General features: G+C 71.6%; 18 protein-coding genes. 9 read left to right on the forward strand and 9 right to left on the reverse strand.

Features of this window, described 5'->3' with window-relative positions; genetic code table 11:
* Positions 1 to 86: 86 nt before the first annotated feature.
* From ACWDRW_RS37250 to ACWDRW_RS37260, 3 genes are all read right to left on the reverse strand, one after another.
* Positions 87 to 1,172 carry a GNAT family N-acetyltransferase gene (locus tag ACWDRW_RS37250; protein ID WP_451732021.1) on the reverse strand — a complete coding sequence of 362 codons (1,086 nt, stop codon included), beginning with the start codon at positions 1,170 to 1,172 and terminating at the stop codon, positions 87 to 89.
* Positions 1,173 to 1,356: 184 nt separating this feature from the next.
* Entirely contained in the window at positions 1,357 to 1,806 is a 450-nt protein-coding gene (locus ACWDRW_RS37255; protein WP_451732023.1) for a hypothetical protein, read from the reverse strand.
* Positions 1,807 to 1,918: 112 nt separating this feature from the next.
* Positions 1,919 to 2,278 carry an ArsR/SmtB family transcription factor gene (locus tag ACWDRW_RS37260; protein ID WP_451732026.1) on the reverse strand — a complete coding sequence of 120 codons (360 nt, stop codon included), beginning with the start codon at positions 2,276 to 2,278 and terminating at the stop codon, positions 1,919 to 1,921.
* A gap of 139 nt (positions 2,279 to 2,417) precedes the next feature.
* Here ACWDRW_RS37260 and ACWDRW_RS37265 point away from each other — a divergent pair, with 139 nt between their 5' ends.
* The 4 genes from ACWDRW_RS37265 to ACWDRW_RS37280 all read left to right on the forward strand — a co-directional run bounded on the left by ACWDRW_RS37265 (position 2,418) and on the right by ACWDRW_RS37280 (position 6,825).
* Positions 2,418 to 3,755: an MFS transporter gene (locus ACWDRW_RS37265; protein ID WP_451732029.1), complete on the forward strand. Its 1,338-nt coding sequence runs from the start codon at positions 2,418 to 2,420 to the stop codon at positions 3,753 to 3,755.
* Between the two features lie 315 nt (positions 3,756 to 4,070).
* Complete coding sequence (gene modA, locus ACWDRW_RS37270) at positions 4,071 to 4,895, forward strand: molybdate ABC transporter substrate-binding protein (RefSeq protein WP_451732032.1); 825 nt, start codon at positions 4,071 to 4,073, stop codon at positions 4,893 to 4,895.
* On the forward strand, positions 4,892 to 5,740 hold the full coding sequence (locus ACWDRW_RS37275; RefSeq protein ID WP_451732036.1) for an ABC transporter permease: 849 nt from the start codon (positions 4,892 to 4,894) through the stop codon (positions 5,738 to 5,740). The genes modA and ACWDRW_RS37275 overlap by 4 nt, the downstream gene beginning before the upstream one ends.
* Complete coding sequence (locus ACWDRW_RS37280) at positions 5,737 to 6,825, forward strand: ABC transporter ATP-binding protein (RefSeq protein ID WP_451732039.1); 1,089 nt, start codon at positions 5,737 to 5,739, stop codon at positions 6,823 to 6,825. Before ACWDRW_RS37275 ends, ACWDRW_RS37280 begins: the two co-directional genes overlap by 4 nt.
* A 22-nt stretch (positions 6,826 to 6,847) precedes the next feature.
* Here the strand turns inward: ACWDRW_RS37280 and ACWDRW_RS37285 are convergent, their stop codons facing one another.
* Positions 6,848 to 7,834: a MerR family transcriptional regulator gene (locus ACWDRW_RS37285; protein WP_451732042.1), complete on the reverse strand. Its 987-nt coding sequence runs from the start codon at positions 7,832 to 7,834 to the stop codon at positions 6,848 to 6,850.
* A 167-nt stretch (positions 7,835 to 8,001) separates the two neighbouring features.
* Between ACWDRW_RS37285 and ACWDRW_RS37290 the strand changes: the two genes are divergently transcribed.
* Both ACWDRW_RS37290 and ACWDRW_RS37295 read left to right on the forward strand, forming a co-directional pair.
* Entirely contained in the window at positions 8,002 to 8,613 is a 612-nt protein-coding gene (locus ACWDRW_RS37290; protein WP_451732045.1) for an RNA polymerase sigma factor, read from the forward strand.
* A 95-nt stretch (positions 8,614 to 8,708) separates the two neighbouring features.
* Positions 8,709 to 9,401: a DUF4397 domain-containing protein gene (locus tag ACWDRW_RS37295; protein WP_451732048.1), complete on the forward strand. Its 693-nt coding sequence runs from the start codon at positions 8,709 to 8,711 to the stop codon at positions 9,399 to 9,401.
* 125 nt (positions 9,402 to 9,526) lie between these two features.
* Here the strand turns inward: ACWDRW_RS37295 and ACWDRW_RS37300 are convergent, their stop codons facing one another.
* Both ACWDRW_RS37300 and ACWDRW_RS37305 read right to left on the reverse strand, forming a co-directional pair.
* Positions 9,527 to 9,754 (reverse strand): hypothetical protein, encoded by a 228-nt coding sequence (locus ACWDRW_RS37300; protein ID WP_451732051.1) that lies wholly within the window; start codon positions 9,752 to 9,754, stop codon positions 9,527 to 9,529.
* 300 nt (positions 9,755 to 10,054) lie between these two features.
* Positions 10,055 to 10,666: a TetR/AcrR family transcriptional regulator gene (locus ACWDRW_RS37305; RefSeq protein WP_451732053.1), complete on the reverse strand. Its 612-nt coding sequence runs from the start codon at positions 10,664 to 10,666 to the stop codon at positions 10,055 to 10,057.
* Between the two features lie 108 nt (positions 10,667 to 10,774).
* On the opposite strand from ACWDRW_RS37305, the gene ACWDRW_RS37310 reads away from it, so the two are divergent.
* On the forward strand, positions 10,775 to 11,833 hold the full coding sequence (locus ACWDRW_RS37310; RefSeq protein WP_451732056.1) for an aldo/keto reductase: 1,059 nt from the start codon (positions 10,775 to 10,777) through the stop codon (positions 11,831 to 11,833).
* A 205-nt stretch (positions 11,834 to 12,038) separates the two neighbouring features.
* Here ACWDRW_RS37310 and ACWDRW_RS37315 read toward each other — a convergent pair whose 3' ends face one another.
* Positions 12,039 to 12,959: an alpha/beta hydrolase gene (locus tag ACWDRW_RS37315; protein WP_451732059.1), complete on the reverse strand. Its 921-nt coding sequence runs from the start codon at positions 12,957 to 12,959 to the stop codon at positions 12,039 to 12,041.
* A gap of 191 nt (positions 12,960 to 13,150) precedes the next feature.
* On the opposite strand from ACWDRW_RS37315, the gene ACWDRW_RS37320 reads away from it, so the two are divergent.
* Positions 13,151 to 14,041, forward strand: a complete 891-nt coding sequence (locus ACWDRW_RS37320) for a helix-turn-helix domain-containing protein (protein WP_451732062.1) — start codon at positions 13,151 to 13,153, stop codon at positions 14,039 to 14,041.
* Positions 14,042 to 14,112: 71 nt separating this feature from the next.
* Entirely contained in the window at positions 14,113 to 15,540 is a 1,428-nt protein-coding gene (locus ACWDRW_RS37325) for a CHASE3 domain-containing protein (protein WP_451732064.1), read from the forward strand.
* 10 nt (positions 15,541 to 15,550) lie between these two features.
* Here the strand turns inward: ACWDRW_RS37325 and ACWDRW_RS37330 are convergent, their stop codons facing one another.
* A complete protein-coding gene (locus ACWDRW_RS37330) occupies positions 15,551 to 15,862 on the reverse strand; it encodes a WhiB family transcriptional regulator (RefSeq protein ID WP_451732067.1) in 312 nt (103 codons plus the stop codon).
* A 77-nt stretch (positions 15,863 to 15,939) separates the two neighbouring features.
* Entirely contained in the window at positions 15,940 to 16,344 is a 405-nt protein-coding gene (locus ACWDRW_RS37335) for an SsgA family sporulation/cell division regulator (RefSeq protein WP_451732070.1), read from the reverse strand.
* Between the last annotated feature and the right edge of the window lie 396 nt (positions 16,345 to 16,740).

Consider the following 16,740-nt stretch of genomic DNA (forward strand, 5'->3'; position numbering starts at 1 on the left):
CATCGTGCCGGCCCGCCGTGTTCCTTCGCCCTGACCGGCCCTTATGGATGCGGCTCCGTCGACATGGATACGGGGCCATCCGCCCGTCAGCGTGTCCGTACGGCGCCGACCGTCCCGAGGGCGCGCAGCGCGGCCGTCCTCAGCGCGGGTCGCTCACGGACGAACCGGTGGGCGGCCCGCAGCGGTTCACGGCGCAGCCAGTGCAGGGCGGCTCCCGGACCGGCAGCGCGCACGGCTCCTTCGTGGACGAGGAGGTCCCCGGTCTTGAAGGAGTCCTTGTACGCCGCCTGTCCCCTGCCGAAGTCGACCTGCCGGATCCCGGACGCGGCGCACCCCTCGATCATGCGCAGGTAGAGGACTCGACCTGGCGAGAAGGTGGCCAACGACCGGTCGTAGGAGGGGAACCAGCACGAGAAGACGGTTCGGGAGCTGAGGCCGAAGTGCGCGGCCACGGGTCGGCCGGCCGCGTACAGCACCGACAGGATGCCGGAGCAGTGCGCTGACGTCGTGGCGGCCAGCGACTCCACGAGCCGGTCGATCCAGGGCTGGGCGAAGGGGTCCCGGCGGCCGGTGCGGAGGTAGTGGGCGGACTTCCAGGCGATGAGGGTCCGCAGGGCCGCGGGGTCCCGCTCGTCGTGGACGTAGCGCAGGGAGCCGAGGTTGCGGGCCATGCGCCGCTCCTGGGCCCGCGCCGCCTTCAGGAACCCGCGGGAGCGCGCCCGGAGGTGCTCCTCGTACCGTTCGAAACCGTGGGACAGGTCGACGACGGGCGAGGCGAACCCGCCCGTGGCGTACGGCAGGAACAGTTCCTGGCCGCCTTCCAGATGGTTGAACTCCCAAGCGTTCAGGGAGCAGGCCCGCATGAGGTGCCGGGGGTCCAGATCCACGTCTGGCCGCAGGACCGCGCCCTGGCAGTCGGAGACGCCCAGGCCGACCGCTGCCCCGTGGCCCCATCTGCCCCGCTGGTAGGGGAAGTAGCCGATCGGCTCCCCTCGGCGGCGCAGGACCGCGACCCTGGTGTCGGGCCGGACCCGGCCGACGGCTCGGGTGAACTCCGCGCTCATGAAGGGGTTGGGCAAGGGGGCGGTCAGGGCCCGCAGTTCATTCCACCGTGCGACGTCGGCGGCGGCGAGGTCGCTGGGGTGCAAGACGTCGATACGCGGTGAGTGCATCTGAGCTCCTGGTGCGGCGGGAAAGCAGGCGTACGGGAAAGCGGACGTGCTGGGAGGGCACACATGCGGGAAGACAGGCAGGCATGCGGGATGTGAGGGGCCGGGGTATGCCTGCGAGGCCTGGCAGAGCGCGCCGATCCGTGCTCGGCGATGCGTCGCCACGGTCACGCCCAGGGGGTACGCACTACGGAGGGCCCCGGCGCCCGGCCGCGCCGCTCGGCGGCACCTCGGCTCCGGCGTGCTCGTCCCGCCCGCCGCGGACACCGCCCGACCAGGACGCGTCCCCCGCCCGGCCGGGGGCCGCGCGCCACACGGTCGGCAGCGCCCGGAGCCGCCCCGCGCAGGCGATCAGCCTCTGCCGCACCTTCCCTGACCAACACGTCCCGGTGAACGGCGCCTTGCCCAGCGCCCACGCCGCGAGCAGCGTCATCGGGAGGTGGCAGACCGTCTGGGCGGGACCGTGGAAAACCGCGTCCGCGAGGGGGAAGTCGCAGTCGAAGAGGGCCACATGCCGACCGATCGCGGCCGACGCGGTCGCCAACGCGGCGAAGAACGCCGTCGGCAGCACTCTCCTCCCGGTCAGGTCGCGAAGCGGCCGGAGGGCCGGGAGGGGCAGGAGCGCGAGCGTCGTCATGTCCTGCCCATCGTGCGACAGAGACACGGCCGACCGGGGGCCAACGGGGAGAGCGGCGTACCGGAACATTTGCGCGGCAACTACCCCTGCCGCCGGATGAATCCCGCTGACCTCAGTCGTGCGGTGCCTTGCCGCTGACCCGGTGGTCGGCGTGGCTCAGCGCCTCCAGGACCAGGCGGCGCAGGTGGCCGTCCCGCAGGCTGTAGTGGATGTAGCGACCCTCGCGCCGGGTCTCCACGAGTCCGGCGAGCCGCAGTTTCGCCAGGTGCTGACTGACCGCCGTCCGCGAGGCCTGGCAACGTTCGGTCAGTGAGCCGACGTCGGATTCGCCCTGCGCGAGCAGCCACAGCAGATGCAGCCGGGTCGCGTCCGACAGCAGTGCGAACACCTCGGTGGCCTCCGCGAGACGGGCGCCGTCCGGGGCGCGCAGATGCGCATCGGACGCAGGTGGCAGGGGCTCGCGAGCAGGCATGCACACAGGGTAGTGGCCGCGGCGGGCGGACGCGGAGGCGGCCGAGCACATCCCCGACATTGACATGTGCGCAGATGCGCAAGTGTCGCTACGATGGGATGACGTCGCGCCCGCCCGCACCGGCCCGGGAGACCCCCGCATGCTCTCCGTCCTGCGCAACCGCACCTACCGTCGCCTCTTCACCGCCCAGGTCGTCGCCCTGGTCGGCACGGGCCTGGCGACCGTGGCGCTCGGCCTGCTCGCGTACGACATCGCCGGCGCCCACGCCGGGTCGGTGCTCGGCACCGCGCTCGCGATCAAGATGACGGCGTACGTGGTGATCGCTCCGGCCGTCGCGGCGGTGGCCGACCGCCTCCCGCGGCCCGCGCTGATGGTGGGCGCGGACCTGGTGCGGGCAACCGTGGCGCTGTCCCTGCCCTTCGTGGACCAGGTCTGGCAGGTCTACGTCCTGATCTTCCTTCTCCAGTCGGCGTCCGCCGCCTTCACCCCCACGTTCCAGGCCGTCATCCCCGATGTCCTGCCCGCCGAACGCGACTACACCCGGGCACTGTCGCTGTCCCGCCTCGCCTACGACCTGGAGAGCCTGTTCAGCCCCGCCCTGGCCGCCGCGCTGCTCTCCCTGATCACCTACAACTGGCTGTTCCTGGGCACGGTGATCGGCTTCCTCGCCTCCGCGGCCCTGGTGGTGTCCGCCGTACTGCCGAAACCGATCCCGGCCGCGGACCCGGGCGGGGCGGGCGGGTACGCCAAGGCCACAGCGGGCGCCCGCCTGTTCTTCGCCACGCCACGCCTACGGGCCCTGCTGCTGCTCAACCTGGCCGTCGCGGCGGCGAGCGCGATGGTCACCGTCAACACCGTGGTCTACGTGCGCGATCTGCTGGGGCGCGGGGCGGCGGACGTGTCTCTGGCGCTCGGCGCGTACGGCGCCGGCTCGATGGCCGTGGCCCTGCTGCTGCCCCGCCTGTTGGACCGGGTGTCCGACCGCGCGGTGATGTTGTCCGGCGCCCTCGCCCTGCCCCTGGTCTTCACCGGGCTCGGTGTCCTGACCACGGGCGCCGGCGGCCCGGGCTGGTCGGGGCTGCTGGCGACGTGGGCGGCCTTCGGGGCCGCGTGCTCCATGGTGCTCACGCCGACCGGCCGTCTGATCCGCCGCTCGGCCCCGGCCCAGCAGCGCACACAGGCCTTCGCGGCCCAGTTCTCCCTCTCCCACGGCTGCTGGCTGCTGACGTACCCCCTGGCCGGATGGCTCGGCGCGGCGGTGGGGCTCCAGGCGGCCGTGCTCTGTCTGGGCGGGATCTCACTCGGTGCGGCGCTGGTGGCCGTGCGCCTGTGGCCGCGGCGGGACCTGCCTGTCGTCGAGCACGAACACACCGACCTGCACGCCGGGCACCCCCACCTGGTCGGCGCCCAGCGCCTGCCGTACGGCTGGCGGCACAGCCACACCCACCTGACCGACGGGCTCCACGCCGGGCGCTGAGCTAGTAGGGGCCCGCGCGGTCGAGTGGGGCGTTCCAGGTCTCCGGCCAGGCACCCGGATCCCGCGTCCCGTACAAACGCACATGCCAACATCGCCGACCAAAGTCCCGGTTCATGCGAAGCGCCAAGGGACTTTACCCTCGCATCTGCGGCATTATCATCGGCACATGCACAGCTACCGGATCGGGGACGCCGTACTGATCACCCCCGGGGCGGCCCACGCCTGCGCCGGTCAGTCGCGCCGCATGTCGGCCCGTCGGCCCGTTCAGGGCCGGTGGTGATCGCGTCCGTCAGGACCAGAGGGAGTGGACCCGTAATGACCCGTACCGTGCGCCGGAAGCGCCGGAGCCTGCTGGTGACCGGGGCAGGCGCCGCCGCGCTGCTGGCCCTGAGCGCCTGCTCCTCCGACGACTCCTCGTCGGCGAAGCCGGAATCCTCCGCGTCGGCCTCCGCGTCGGCCAAAGTCTCCGGAGACGTGACCGTCTTCGCCGCGGCCTCCCTGAAGGGCAGCTTCGAGCAGCTGGGCAAGCAGTTCGAGCAGGAGCACCCGGGCACGAAGGTCACCTTCAGCTTCGGCGGCAGCGACTCCCTCGCCGCGAGCATCACCGGCGGGGCCCCGGCGGACGTGTTCGCCTCCGCCAGCCCCAAGACGATGAAGATCGTCACGGACGCCGGGGACGCCTCCGGCACGCCCGCCACCTTCGTGCGCAACCAGCTGGAGATCGCCACCCTCCCCGGCAACCCGGACAAGGTCGACTCCCTCGAGGACCTCACCGACTCCGATCTGAAGGTCGTGCTGTGCGACGAGGAAGTGCCGTGCGGCGCCGCCGCGCGGAAGGCCCTCGACGCCGGCAACCTCAAGCTCACGCCTGTCTCGTACGAGCAGGACGTCAAGGCCGCGCTGACCAAGGTCGAACTGAAGGAGGCGGACGCGGCGGTCGTCTACAAGACCGATGTGAAGGCCGCGGGTGACAAGGTGGAGGGCGTGGACTTCCCCGAGTCGGCCGACGCCATCAACGACTACCCGATCACCCTGCTCAGGAACTCGCAGAACACCGAGACCGCCAAGGCGTTCATCGCGCTCGTGCAGTCCGCCGAGGGCCAACGGGTCCTGACCGAGGCCGGGTTCCTCAAGCCGTGACCTCCCCGCCCAAGACCGGCGCCGAGGCGGCCCCCCGCACGGGTGGGCCGCGGCGCCGGCGCGCCCGCACCGGCGTCCCGCTCCCCCTGCTGCTGCCCGCCCTGCTGGGTCTGGCCTTCTTGATCGTGCCCCTGGTCGCCCTGCTCGTACGAGCGCCGTGGAGCAGTCTGCCCGAGCAGCTGACCAGCGCCGAGGTATGGCAGGCGCTCCAACTGTCCCTGGTGTGCGCCACGGCCGCGACCGCGGTGAGCCTGGTGATCGGCGTGCCGCTGGCCTGGCTGCTGGCCCGAGTCGAGTTCCCCGGCCGCGGCCTCGTCCGGGCCCTGGTCACCCTTCCCCTCGTGCTGCCTCCGGTCGTCGGCGGTGTCGCGCTGCTGATGGCCCTCGGCCGCAACGGCCTCGTCGGGCAGTGGCTGGACTCCTGGTTCGGGATCACCTTGCCGTTCACGACGGCGGGGGTGGTCGTGGCCGAGGCGTTCGTGGCCATGCCCTTCCTCGTCATCAGCGTCGAGGGCACGCTGCGTGCGGCCGACCCGCGCTTCGAGGAGGCGGCGGCCACGCTCGGCGCGTCCCGCTTCACCGCCTTCCGCCGCGTCACGCTCCCCCTCATCGCGCCGGGCATCGCGGCGGGCGCCGTCCTCGCCTGGGCCCGCGCACTCGGCGAGTTCGGCGCGACGATCACCTTCGCCGGCAACTTCCCCGGCCGGACCCAGACCATGCCGTTGGCCGTCTACCTGGCCCTGCAGAGCGACCCCGAGGCGGCCATCGCCCTCAGCCTGGTGCTGCTGGCCGTCTCCGTCGCGGTGCTGGCCGGCCTGCGCGACCGTTGGATGACAGCAGGATGACCGAGATCCACGACACCACCCGCACTCTCCCGGCCGAGACCTCCGGGCCGGGACTCGACACCCGCCTCGTGGTGGACCGGGGCAGCTTCCGCCTGGACGTGTCCCTCGCGGTCGCTCCGGGCGAGGTGGCCGCCCTGCTCGGCCCCAACGGCGCCGGCAAGACGACAGCCCTGCGCGCCCTGGCCGGTCTCGTGCCCCTGTCCGACGGGCATCTGCGCCTGGACGGAACCGAGTTGGACGGCACGCCGCCGGAGTCCCGCCCGGTCGGCGTCGTCTTCCAGGACTACCTTCTCTTCCCTCATCTGTCGGCGCTGGACAACGTGGCCTTCGGACCGCGCTGCCAGGGGACGGCCAAGGCGGAGGCCCGCGCGCAGGCGGCCACCTGGCTGGACCGCATGGGGCTGACCGAGCACGCCGCGGCCAAGCCGCGCAAGCTCTCCGGCGGTCAGGCCCAACGGGTCGCCCTCGCCCGCGCGCTGGCCACGAACCCCCGGCTCCTGCTGCTGGACGAGCCTCTCGCGGCCCTGGACGCCCGCACCCGCCTGGAGATCCGCACCCAACTCCGCCGCCATCTGGCCGACTTCGAGGCCGTCGCCGTACTGGTCACCCACGACCCGCTGGACGCCATGGTCCTGGCCGACCGCCTGATCGTCGTCGAGCACGGTCGGGTCGTCCAGGAAGGCACCCCGGCCGACATCGCCCGCCATCCGCGCACCGACTACATCGCCCAGCTCGTCGGCCTGAACCTCTACAAGGGCCACGCGCGGGGCCACACCGTCCGCCTCGACGCCGGACCGGCCATCACGACCACGGAGGATCTGACCGGCCCGGTCTTCGTGGCGTTCCCACCGAGCGCGGTCACCCTGTTCCGCGAGCGCCCCACCGGCACGAGCGCCCGCAATCTCTGGCACTGCCACGTGACGGGCCTGGAGACCCACGGCGACCAGATCCGCGCCGACCTCACCGGCCAACTCTCCCTCGTCGCCGACCTCACCACGGTGGCCGCGGCCGAACTCGGCCTGCACCCGGGCGCGGAGGTCTGGGCGACGGTCAAGGCGACCCAGACCCATGCCTACGCCGTATGAGAGCAGCACGGCGGTCCGGCGCTCACGGATGCACCCGTGACTCCACCGCCGTGACGGCGTCCGCCAGGACCGTCGGGCGGAGCAGGCCGGGCACGGTCTGACCCGCCCAGCCGGGACCGAGCGTCATCACGGCCGGCTTCTGGCGGGCGCCGCGCACGCCCCACGCCATCGCGGCGACATGCTGTGCCAGGGGCCGGCTGGCCGTGCTGCGGGACTGCGCCCACAGGCCCACCACCGCCGGCCCGGTCCTGCGTACCGCCGCGACCAGCGATTCCACGGGCATCGCGCCACCGAACATCCGTACCGGGATCCCCCGCTCGGCCAGCGCGGCGGCCAGCACCTCCAGTGGCAGGGTGTGGTTCTCCCCCGGCACGCACGCGAGCAGTGTGGTGACGCCCGGGCGGTGGGCGATCGCGGGAGGCGCTGCGCGCCGCAGGGCGCAGGAGACGTGCCAGGACAGGAAGTGCTCGACCTCGACGTACCGCTCGCCCGATCTCTCCCACTTCCGGCCGACCGCCTGGAGCGTCGGCACGATCACCTCGGTCCAGGCCGCGATCAGCCCGTGTTCCTCGATCGCGGCCGTCAGCAACTCGTCCAGCGCGGAAGCGTCGAGGCGCAGCGCCGCCCGGGCGACCCCTTTGCTCTCCTGGCGCCCGTCCCCCAGGTGCAGGCCACTGCCGCGCCCGCGGCCCGCAGGTGGTGATGACGGGCGGTCGACGCGGGAGGGCGGCTGGTCGGCGTCCACCTGCTCACCGCTGAGCGCGAGGCGCGCGGCCTCCGCGGGGGCGAGCCCGGACGCGGTCAGGGCGCACATGCGCTCCAGCCGCGCCACGTCCTCGGCATTCCAGCGCCGGTGCTTGCCGCCTGTGTGCGCGGAGGGGCCGAGTCGGTAGCGCCGGTCCCACGAGCGGACCGTCGTGGGCGCCACACCCAGCCGCCTGGCGACCTCACCGGTCGTTAGACCGCCTCGGTGGTCCTTGTCGTCGTCCTGCGCCCGGTTGCCGTCCATCGCACCAGTGTACGAGATAGAAACGACGCACAAGCGACGCATGTTGTTCGCATCGTTTTGGGTTCCAAGACTGGACACCAGACGGACCCGGACTGCCCGGATCCAGGGCGAACAACCGCGCCGAACGGCCTCGTCCCCGCCCCTGAACATGGCAGGAGGAACCGGCCATGACCGCGAACGTACGTTCCACATCGCCGCCCCCACCCGGTCGGCTGATGGAAGAGACGCCGAACGAGGACGCGCTCGCGCGGGGCCTGCTGGCCGCCGACGAGACCGCGTTCGCGGCGATCTACCAGCGCTGGGGCGGCCTGGTCCACACGATGGCGGCCCGGTCCCTGGGCGACAGCCACGAGGCCGACGACGTGACGCAGCAGGTGTTCATCGGGGCCTGGCGCGGCCGGGCCGGCTTCCGCCCCGAACGGGGCCCGCTGGGCGCCTGGATCGTCGGCATCACCCGCCGCAAGATCATCGACGCCCTCGCGGCCAGGACCCGGCGCCTGCACCTGATCGACGCCGCCCAGCAGACGGACGCGATGCCACCGGACGCGGCACCGCCGGACCACATCCTCGACCGCATCGTTTTGCTGCACGAACTCGCCAGGCTGCCCCAGCAGCAGCGGCTCGTCCTCGGCCTGGCCTTCTACGAGGACCTCACCCAGGCCCAGATCGCGGAACGCACCGGTCTGCCCCTGGGCACCGTGAAGAGCCATGTCCGTCGCGGCCTGCACCGCCTGCGCACCGTGCTCGAACAAGCACCTGCCGACAGCGCACAGGCCTGACCGGCCGAAAGAAGGGCCGCCGGCCGCATCCACGACGACGACGATCGCGGAAACCCCAGCAGCCCCCTCGACCGGCGGGCGTTCTCCTCGAAGGGATGATCACCATGATCCCGCGGCTCTGCCTCACCATCGCCGCGACGGCCGGCGCCTGCGCCCTGACTCTCGGCGTGACCACGTCCTCCCTCGCGGCCCCCTCCGGCGACGACAAAGCCATGGTCTCCGTCTTCCACGGCGTACCCGGACTGACGGTGGACGTCTACGCCAACGGCGACGAACTCCTCAGCGACTTCACCCCCGGCACCGTCACCAAGCCCCAGCCCCTCGAAGCGGGCACGTACGACATCCAGGTCTTCGAAGCGGGCCAGGGCCCCGACGGCACCCCGGCCGTCGAGAAGGAGATCGAGGTGCCCGCGGGGGCCAACGCCACCGTGGCGGCACACCTGTCCGCGGACGGCAAGCCCCAGCTGACGGCGTTCGTCAACGACGTGTCGAAGGTCGACGCGGGCGAGGCCCGGCTGACCGTGCGTCATGTGGCCGCCGCTCCCGCCGTGGACGTCCGGGCCGACGGCCAACCGGTGTTCAAGGACCTGAAGAACCCCGAGCAGGCAACCGCCTCGGTCCCGTCCGGCACCGTCTCCGCCGACGTGGTCCTGGCCGGCACGAACACCGTGGCCATCGGTCCGGCCGACCTCAGGCTCCCGGAGGGCTCCAGCAACGTCGTCTACGCCTGGGGCAGCGCCGATCAGGACAACCTGGCGCTCAAGACCCAGACGCTCAGCGGCAAGTAGCCGGCACTCGCCGCGCATTACCGACGGCACCGGCGTCTCCCTCACCCCCGACTCCCCCTGCCCAGCGGCCGTGTCGCGTGCGCTCGGGGTCCGGGCGGTGGGGGAAGCCGCGTGCCCATACCGCCTCACAGGAGATCGGAGGGTGCGGTGACCCACGTCGATCCCGCCCACATGGTGGAGCTGGCGCTGGGTACCTCGCCGTCGCACGAGGCCACCGCCGCCCTCCGGCATCTGGCCGCCTGCCCGGCCTGCCGCGAGGAACTGACCCGGATCGCGAAGGTGGTGGACATCGCGCTCAGCGTCGAGGCGTCGGACCTGACGGTCGCACCACCGGAGTGGGTGTGGCGCGGCATCAAGCGAACGCTGTCGACGGAACCCGCTCCCCCTCCGGTCGGAGAAGCCGACCAAGCGTCTCCCCCGCGAGCCGCCGACCCGCCCCGCCGGACGCCCGGTCAGGCCCTGGAGACAGGCCACGACTCCAGGCCTGCCCCGCGGCGGCGCCGCCGGATCGTCGTCCCCGCTCGCTGGATCCCACTTGTCGTGCTCGTCTGTGTTGGCGCGGGCTGGTGGTTGACTCGGCGGCGGCGGTCGCGAGTGAGGGGCTCCCGGAGCAGCACGCCTTGATCCACCCGCCGCGCGTCACTCCCCACGCCTTACCGCACGTACACCCCCGCACGCGCGGCAGCCGCCGCGGCCTCGGCAGCGCGGTCCGCGGCCTCTTCGTCCAGGACGGTGCCGCTGGTCAGCAGGCGGTAGTAGAGGGGGGCGGAGACGGCGCGGATCACCTCGTGGGCGTCGGTGCCCTCGGGCAAGTCGCCCCGGTCGACGGCCTGTTGGACACAGGGGGCCCACTCCTCGACGCGGATGTCGTAGAAGCGGTGCAGGGCCTCGGCGGTCCTGGGTTCGCAGGTGGCCGCCGCGATCACCGCTTTGAACAGGGCTCCCTGCCTCGGGTCCGCCAAGGTGCGTTGCACGAGACGGGCGTTGGCCTTGAGGTCGCCGAGCAGTGAGCCGGTCTCGGTGCGCGGCAGTGACTGCTCGGCCATGTCCATGAGCAGGTCGGCCACCAGACCGGTCACCGTGCCCCAGCGGCGGTAGACGGTCGTCTTGCCGACCTCGGCCCGGCGTGCGATGTCGGCGAGGTCCAGCTGGGCGAATCCCCCCTCGGCCAGGCTGTCCCCGGCCGCCCTCAGCACCGCCGCCCGCACCCGCGCCGTACGCCCGCCGGGCCGTACGCTCCCCGGCTCCGCATCCTTCGAATCCATAACGGGACCCCAGTTTCATTAATGACCACGGCGTGCTAGCTTGGCATCCATACTAACGGAACCATAGACCCGTTAGTGACTGCCGAATGAGGAGATTGGGGTACGGCCATGGAGTACAGGCGGCTGGGCACATCCGGACTCAAGGTCCCCGCGCTGAGCTTCGGCGCCGGCACCTTCGGTGGCCGAGGGCCGCTGTTCGGCGCCTGGGGCAGCACCGATGCACAGGAGGCACGCCGCCTCGTGGACATCTGCCTGGACGCCGGGATCACCATGTTCGACACCGCGGACGTCTATTCCGCGGGCGCGTCCGAGGAGGTGCTGGGCGAGGCGATCAAGGGCCGCAGGGAGCAGGTGATCGTCTCCACCAAGACCGGCCTGCCGATGGGTGACGGACCGGGCGACGCGGGTTCCTCCCGATCCCGCCTGATCAGGGCATGCGAGGACGCGCTGCGCCGACTGGGCACCGACTACATCGACCTGTTCCAACTGCACGCCTTCGACGCAGGTACGCCGGTCGAGGAAGTCCTGTCCACGCTCGACGACCTGGTCCGCGCGGGGAAGATCCGCTACGCGGGCGTCTCCAACTTCTCCGGCTGGCAGGCGATGAAGTCCCTCGCGGTCGCCGAGAAGTACGGCCATCCGCGCTACGTCGCCCATCAGGTCTACTACTCCCTCGTCGGCCGCGACTACGAGTGGGAACTGATGCCGCTCGGACGCGACCAGGGCCTCGGCGCACTCGTCTGGAGCCCGCTCGGCTGGGGACGGCTCACCGGAAAGATCCGCCGCGGCAGGCCGTTGCCCGCCGGCAGCCGACTGCACGACACCGCCGACTTCGGCCCGCCGGTCGAAGAGGAGCACCTGTACCGGGTCGTCGACGCCCTCGACGAGATCGCACAGGAAACCGGCAAGGCCATCCCCCAGATCGCCATCAACTGGCTCCTGCAGCGGCCGACCGTCTCCTCCGTCATCATCGGCGCCCGCAACGAAGAGCAACTCCGTCAGAACCTCGGCGCCGTGGGCTGGTCCCTGACGTCGGAGCAGATGGCGAGACTCGACGCGGCGAGCACCAGGACGGCGCCCTACCCCTACTTCCCCTACCAGCGGCAGGAGGGCTTCGCCCGCCTCAACCCGCCCGTCACCCAGGTCAGTTCTCCGACGGCGGCCTGAACGACACGCGGGGCCCGTCCGCAGAACGCGGACGGGCCCCATGGTCGAGCGCCGGGCAGGCCTTGCACCTGCATTTCCCCGCAGGAAGCGGGGCGTCTTTCCTTGGACCACCAACGCAGCGCCGACCACCCGCAGTTGCGGGCGACCAACTCGTGATCAAGTGTACGGCATGCCGGCGCGGCCACCGTCCCGCATGCCGAGCGGATCACTTGTCCAGGCCGGCCGTGAAGAAGTCGGTGAGCTTGTCCACGGCGGGGTCGATGTACTCGCGCTTGTCGTAGAGGTCGACATGGCTCGCGCCCTTGATCCAGTGCAGTTCCTTGGGGCCGGTGGCGCGCTGGTGGGCCTCGACGGCCATCCATGCCGTGACCGCGCGCTCCCCGATGATCTGGAGCATGGGGCGGGGAGCGATGAGGGGGACGGCGAAGAACGCGTCGTAGAAGGCGAGTTTGTCGATGCTCTCCCAGGCCAGGAACTTCGCGGACCGCTCGTGCTCGCCGCGTGCGGTGCAGTAGTACTCGTACCCCTCGACGCCGTGCTGCCCGCCGAGCGCACCGGCCTGTGCGGCGGTCTCGGGGAACATGGTCATGGTGCCGGGGTCCTCGCCGCGGGCAGCGGCCGTACGGGCCTGCGCGGCGGCGCCCAGCAGGGACTGGAAGACGGCCGGGTCCTGCGTGCCGTCCGCGCCGAGGCGGAACTGCCGGGAGGGGTCGGCGGTGCACACCGTCGCCACGGCCTTGACGCGGTGGTCTCCGCCGGTCGCGGCCAGGGAATAGCCGCCGGAGGCGCAGATGCCGAGCAGGCCGATCCGCTCGGCGTCGACCTCCTCACGGGTGACGAGGTACGAAACGGCGGCCTTGAAGTCCTCCACCCGCTGGGCGGGGTCCTCCAGTCCGCGCGGCAGACCGCCGGACTCACCCTGGTGGGCGGCGTCGAAGGCGAGCGTGACGAAGCCGCGCTCGGCCATCAGTCGTGCGTACGTGCCGGAGGTCTGCTCCTTCACTCCGGTACCGGGGTGGCCGACGACCAGCGCCGGGCGCGGACCCCGCGCGGCCGTGTCGGGAACGTAAAGGTGCGCGGCGAGTTCGATACCCGCGCTGTCGAAGCTGACACTGATCTTGGCCATGGGAACAACTCTCTCCGGGTGAAGGGACATGCACGTCCCGGTCGGCGGCACTGGGAGGCCGCACCGCCGGGCACACATCCACACTGCACCGTCGACGCGGCCCGCTGAAGAGCCAGGTTTCTGCCTGGGAAAGAACCTTCCCCCTCACACGTGTCGCGTCCCCTCCGGCGTCGCGTGACACACTGGAGAGCATGCAACCGACGTCTCCTTCCCATCTCGGCGCCTTCCTCAAAGCCCGTCGCGCGCAGTTGGACCCGCGGGAGTGCGGCCTGCCCCAGTCGGACGCCCCGCGCCGGGTCCCGGGCCTGCGCCGCGAAGAGGTCGCCCAGCTCGCCGCGATCAGCGTGGACTACTACACGCGCCTCGAGCAGGGCCGCGTCCGGGCCTCGGCCGCCGTCCTCGCCACCTTGGCCCACGCCCTGCGCCTCGACGACGACCAGCAGCGCTACCTGTACGAACTGGCCGGCCGCACCGACGACCGGCCCCGGCACCGCCGTCCCGCCCAGCGCGTGCGACCCGCCATGCGCCGCCTGCTGGACCAGCTCGTCCAGACCCCCGCCCTGGTCCTCGGCGAGCGGCTGGACATCCTCGCCTGGAACCCCGCCGCCACCGCGCTGTACATCGACTTCGGCGCCCTGCCCGCGGCCCGGCGCAACTATGTGGACCTGCTGTTCACGGACCCGGTGATCCGCGCGATGCACAGGGAGTGGGCGCATGACGCCCGGGAGGCGGTCGCCGCGCTGCGCATGGAGGCCGCGGGCGGCCCCGACGACCCCGACCTCGCCCGGCTCGTCGGTGAGCTGTCGGTCCGTGACACGGACTTCCGTTCGTGGTGGGCCGAACACCGCGTCAACAGCGCGTCGTACGGGACCAAGCACTACCGCCATCGCCTCGTCGGCGATCTCACCCTCGACTGTGACACGTGGGCCAGTCCGGACGGCTCCGGACAACGTCTGATGGTCCTGACCGCCGAACCCGGCAGCCCCTCCCACGACGCGCTGCGCATCCTCACGTCCTGGACGGCCGAGGCACCCGGAACCGACCCCGCACAGGACGGGGCTCGCCGTTCTTCCTCGCCCTGACCGTGCTCATCACCTCGCACGGGGGCACACTTCGTCGTTTCGCCTATACATTGCACACTCAAGGTGTGTCGGTGTCATCCATCGGTGGGCGGAGCATGAGGGTGTGGCGGGGGTACAAGGGCCGGCGGCTCGGGCTGACAAGCCTGACCGTCGCGGCGGGCGGTCTGCTCGGGCTGCTGATATGTGTCGTATTCACCGTCCTGCTGTGGGCGATCGGGGACGCGAACAGCTCCGTCTCGGCCAGGCGCGCCTCCCGGACGGCTCTCGTCGAGGCCGGCGGCATGAAACAGCTGCTGCTCGACCTGGAGACGGGCCAGCGCGGGTTCGTGATCACCGAGCGGGAGTCGTTCCTCCAGCCCTGGCGGGCGGCACGCGCGGAGTATCCCGCGGCGGCACGGCGGTTCACCGGGAGCACCACCTCCCCCGAACAGCTGCGCGCCGCGGAGCACATCACGCGTGGCGTCGAATCCTTCCTGAACGACTACTCGGTGCCGCTGGTCCGGATGGTGCGCCAAGGCGACGCCGCCGCCTCCGGCCTCACGCTGACGGCTGAGGGCAAACAGCGCGTCGACGCCCTGCGGGCCCAGTTCGACCGGTACATGGCCCACGAACGGGCACAGCTCGAGGAGCGTTCCGACGCGGCGGGGTCCAACAGCCATCAGGCGGTGCTGACGGCGACCGTGGGACTCGCGGCGCTCACCGCGCTCGTCACCGTCTTCACCGTGCTCCAACACCGTGCGGTGGTACGGCCGGTGCGCGGAACCGCCGCCGCGGCGGAGCGACTCGCGGGCGGAAACCTGAGTGTGCGGGTGCCCCCCAGCAGGGTGGCCGAGATCGCGGCTCTGGGCAGCTCCTTCAACACCATGGCGGCATCCCTCCAGGACAGCCGCAGGCGCATCATGGAGAGCACCGAGGCGGTGCACCGGCGCACGGCGCGGGATCTGCACGACGGGGCGCAGCAGCGCCTGGTGAGCCTGATGATCGGGCTCCGGCTCGCACGGGAGCTGATCCCCGACACCGAGGCCACCGCGACCGAACTGCTGGACCAGTCGATCGACAACGCGCAGACGGCGATCAACGAACTACGCGAACTCGCTTCGGGCATCTACCCCCTCGTGCTGACCGTGAAGGGACTTGTCGCGGCGGTCAGAGACCTGGCGTCCCGGTGTCCGGTGCCCACCGTCGTCGAGTGCCGGGACGAGCGGCGGATCTCCCCCACCGTCGAGTCGAACGCGTACTTCGTGGTGGCCGAGGCCGTGACGAACGCCGTCAAGCACGCCCAGGCCTCCCGGATCGACGTCACCATCGAATTCGGGGACGTGCTGCGCATCCGCGTCGTGGACGACGGGACAGGCGGCGTGGGCAAGGCGTCCAGCGGCAGCGGGATGCTGGGGCTGGCGGACCGCGTGGCGGCCTTCGACGGAACGCTGGCCATCGACTCCCCCGTCGGCGGTGGTACCGCGATCCTGATCCGGATCCCGCTGCCCGAGGCGGCCTGAGCCGCGTCGGTCACCACGAGGGGGCGGTCTGTCTCTCGCCCGCGTCGGTGGTGTCCGCGGTGTTCCCACCGAGCCGTCGGCGTTCGGCACGAGACAGACCGCCCCAGACTCCGAAGGCCTCACCCTGCCGTACCGCCGTGGCCGCGCAGATCTCGACGACCTCGCACCGGGCACACACCCGACGGGCCCGCTCTTCCCGCTCCTGGCGTGCCCGGCCCCGCTCCCCCCGCGGCGAGAAGAAGACGGCACTGCTCATTCCGCGGCAGGCGGCGCGCTGCTGCCACTGCCAGTCGTTCACAAGGGGGCGCGGTGTGCTGGACATCGTCTTCCTCTCTTCCTCTCCATCGACGTATTCGCTCGGCTCGGATCCGCCGCGGGTGTGTCCCGCTTGCCGCTCGCTCACTCCGCGAGCTGGACCAACTCGTCCCAGTCCACGCCGTCCAGCTCGGTCCCCGGCGCAACCAGGGAGTACGTGCCGGAGAGCCACTCCTGGACGGGTTCGACGGGGATCTCGAACAGTGCCGTGTGGTCCGATCCCAACAGCACACGGAACGACGACGGTTCTCCGTCCTGGTCGGGGACCGGCCAGATCACGACATCGCCCTCGCCCGACCGGGCGGTGATGCCCTCGGCCAGCAACTCCCGGAGGAGTATCCAGCGCACCGGCCGCTCGCCGTCGCTGTCGAGGAGCAGGGTCACGGCGAGCGGGTCCTGTGTGTCGTACGAGAACTCGCAGCTCAGTCTGAAGGGAAGAGCGGGAGTCACCCAGTGTGTGATCTCCAGTGAGCGGTGGAACTTCCGCATGGTCGCCTCCTAGGGACTTGGCAGGCCAACCGGCCTGAAGGACCTCCCGGATCCAAGCGCCAAGTCTCCGAGCAGGCGTCACCCCGGTCTGTCGTGCGTTCCCTCGGCATTGCTCGGGGCTCCCCCACGCCGATGTAGGGTCCACCCCACAACGCGGTGGGCATCGATCACTTGACGTGCCGCGACGTCCACGGTCCGGCGCAGCCGGGCGGACGGGCTCCGGGCGGGAGCGGGACGGGACATGTGCAGGAGCACCGTTCTCACACCTCGACCATGCCAGGTATGCGCCACCGCACGCAGGCTAGTACTGCAACGGTGCTTGCCGTGACTGGTGGCCAGGTTGGTCGTTGGTGTGTTCATGGGTGGGGACCTTGCTGATGTCAGGTTGTGGGCGGG

This window comes from Streptomyces sp. NPDC003635, assembly GCF_053587635.1.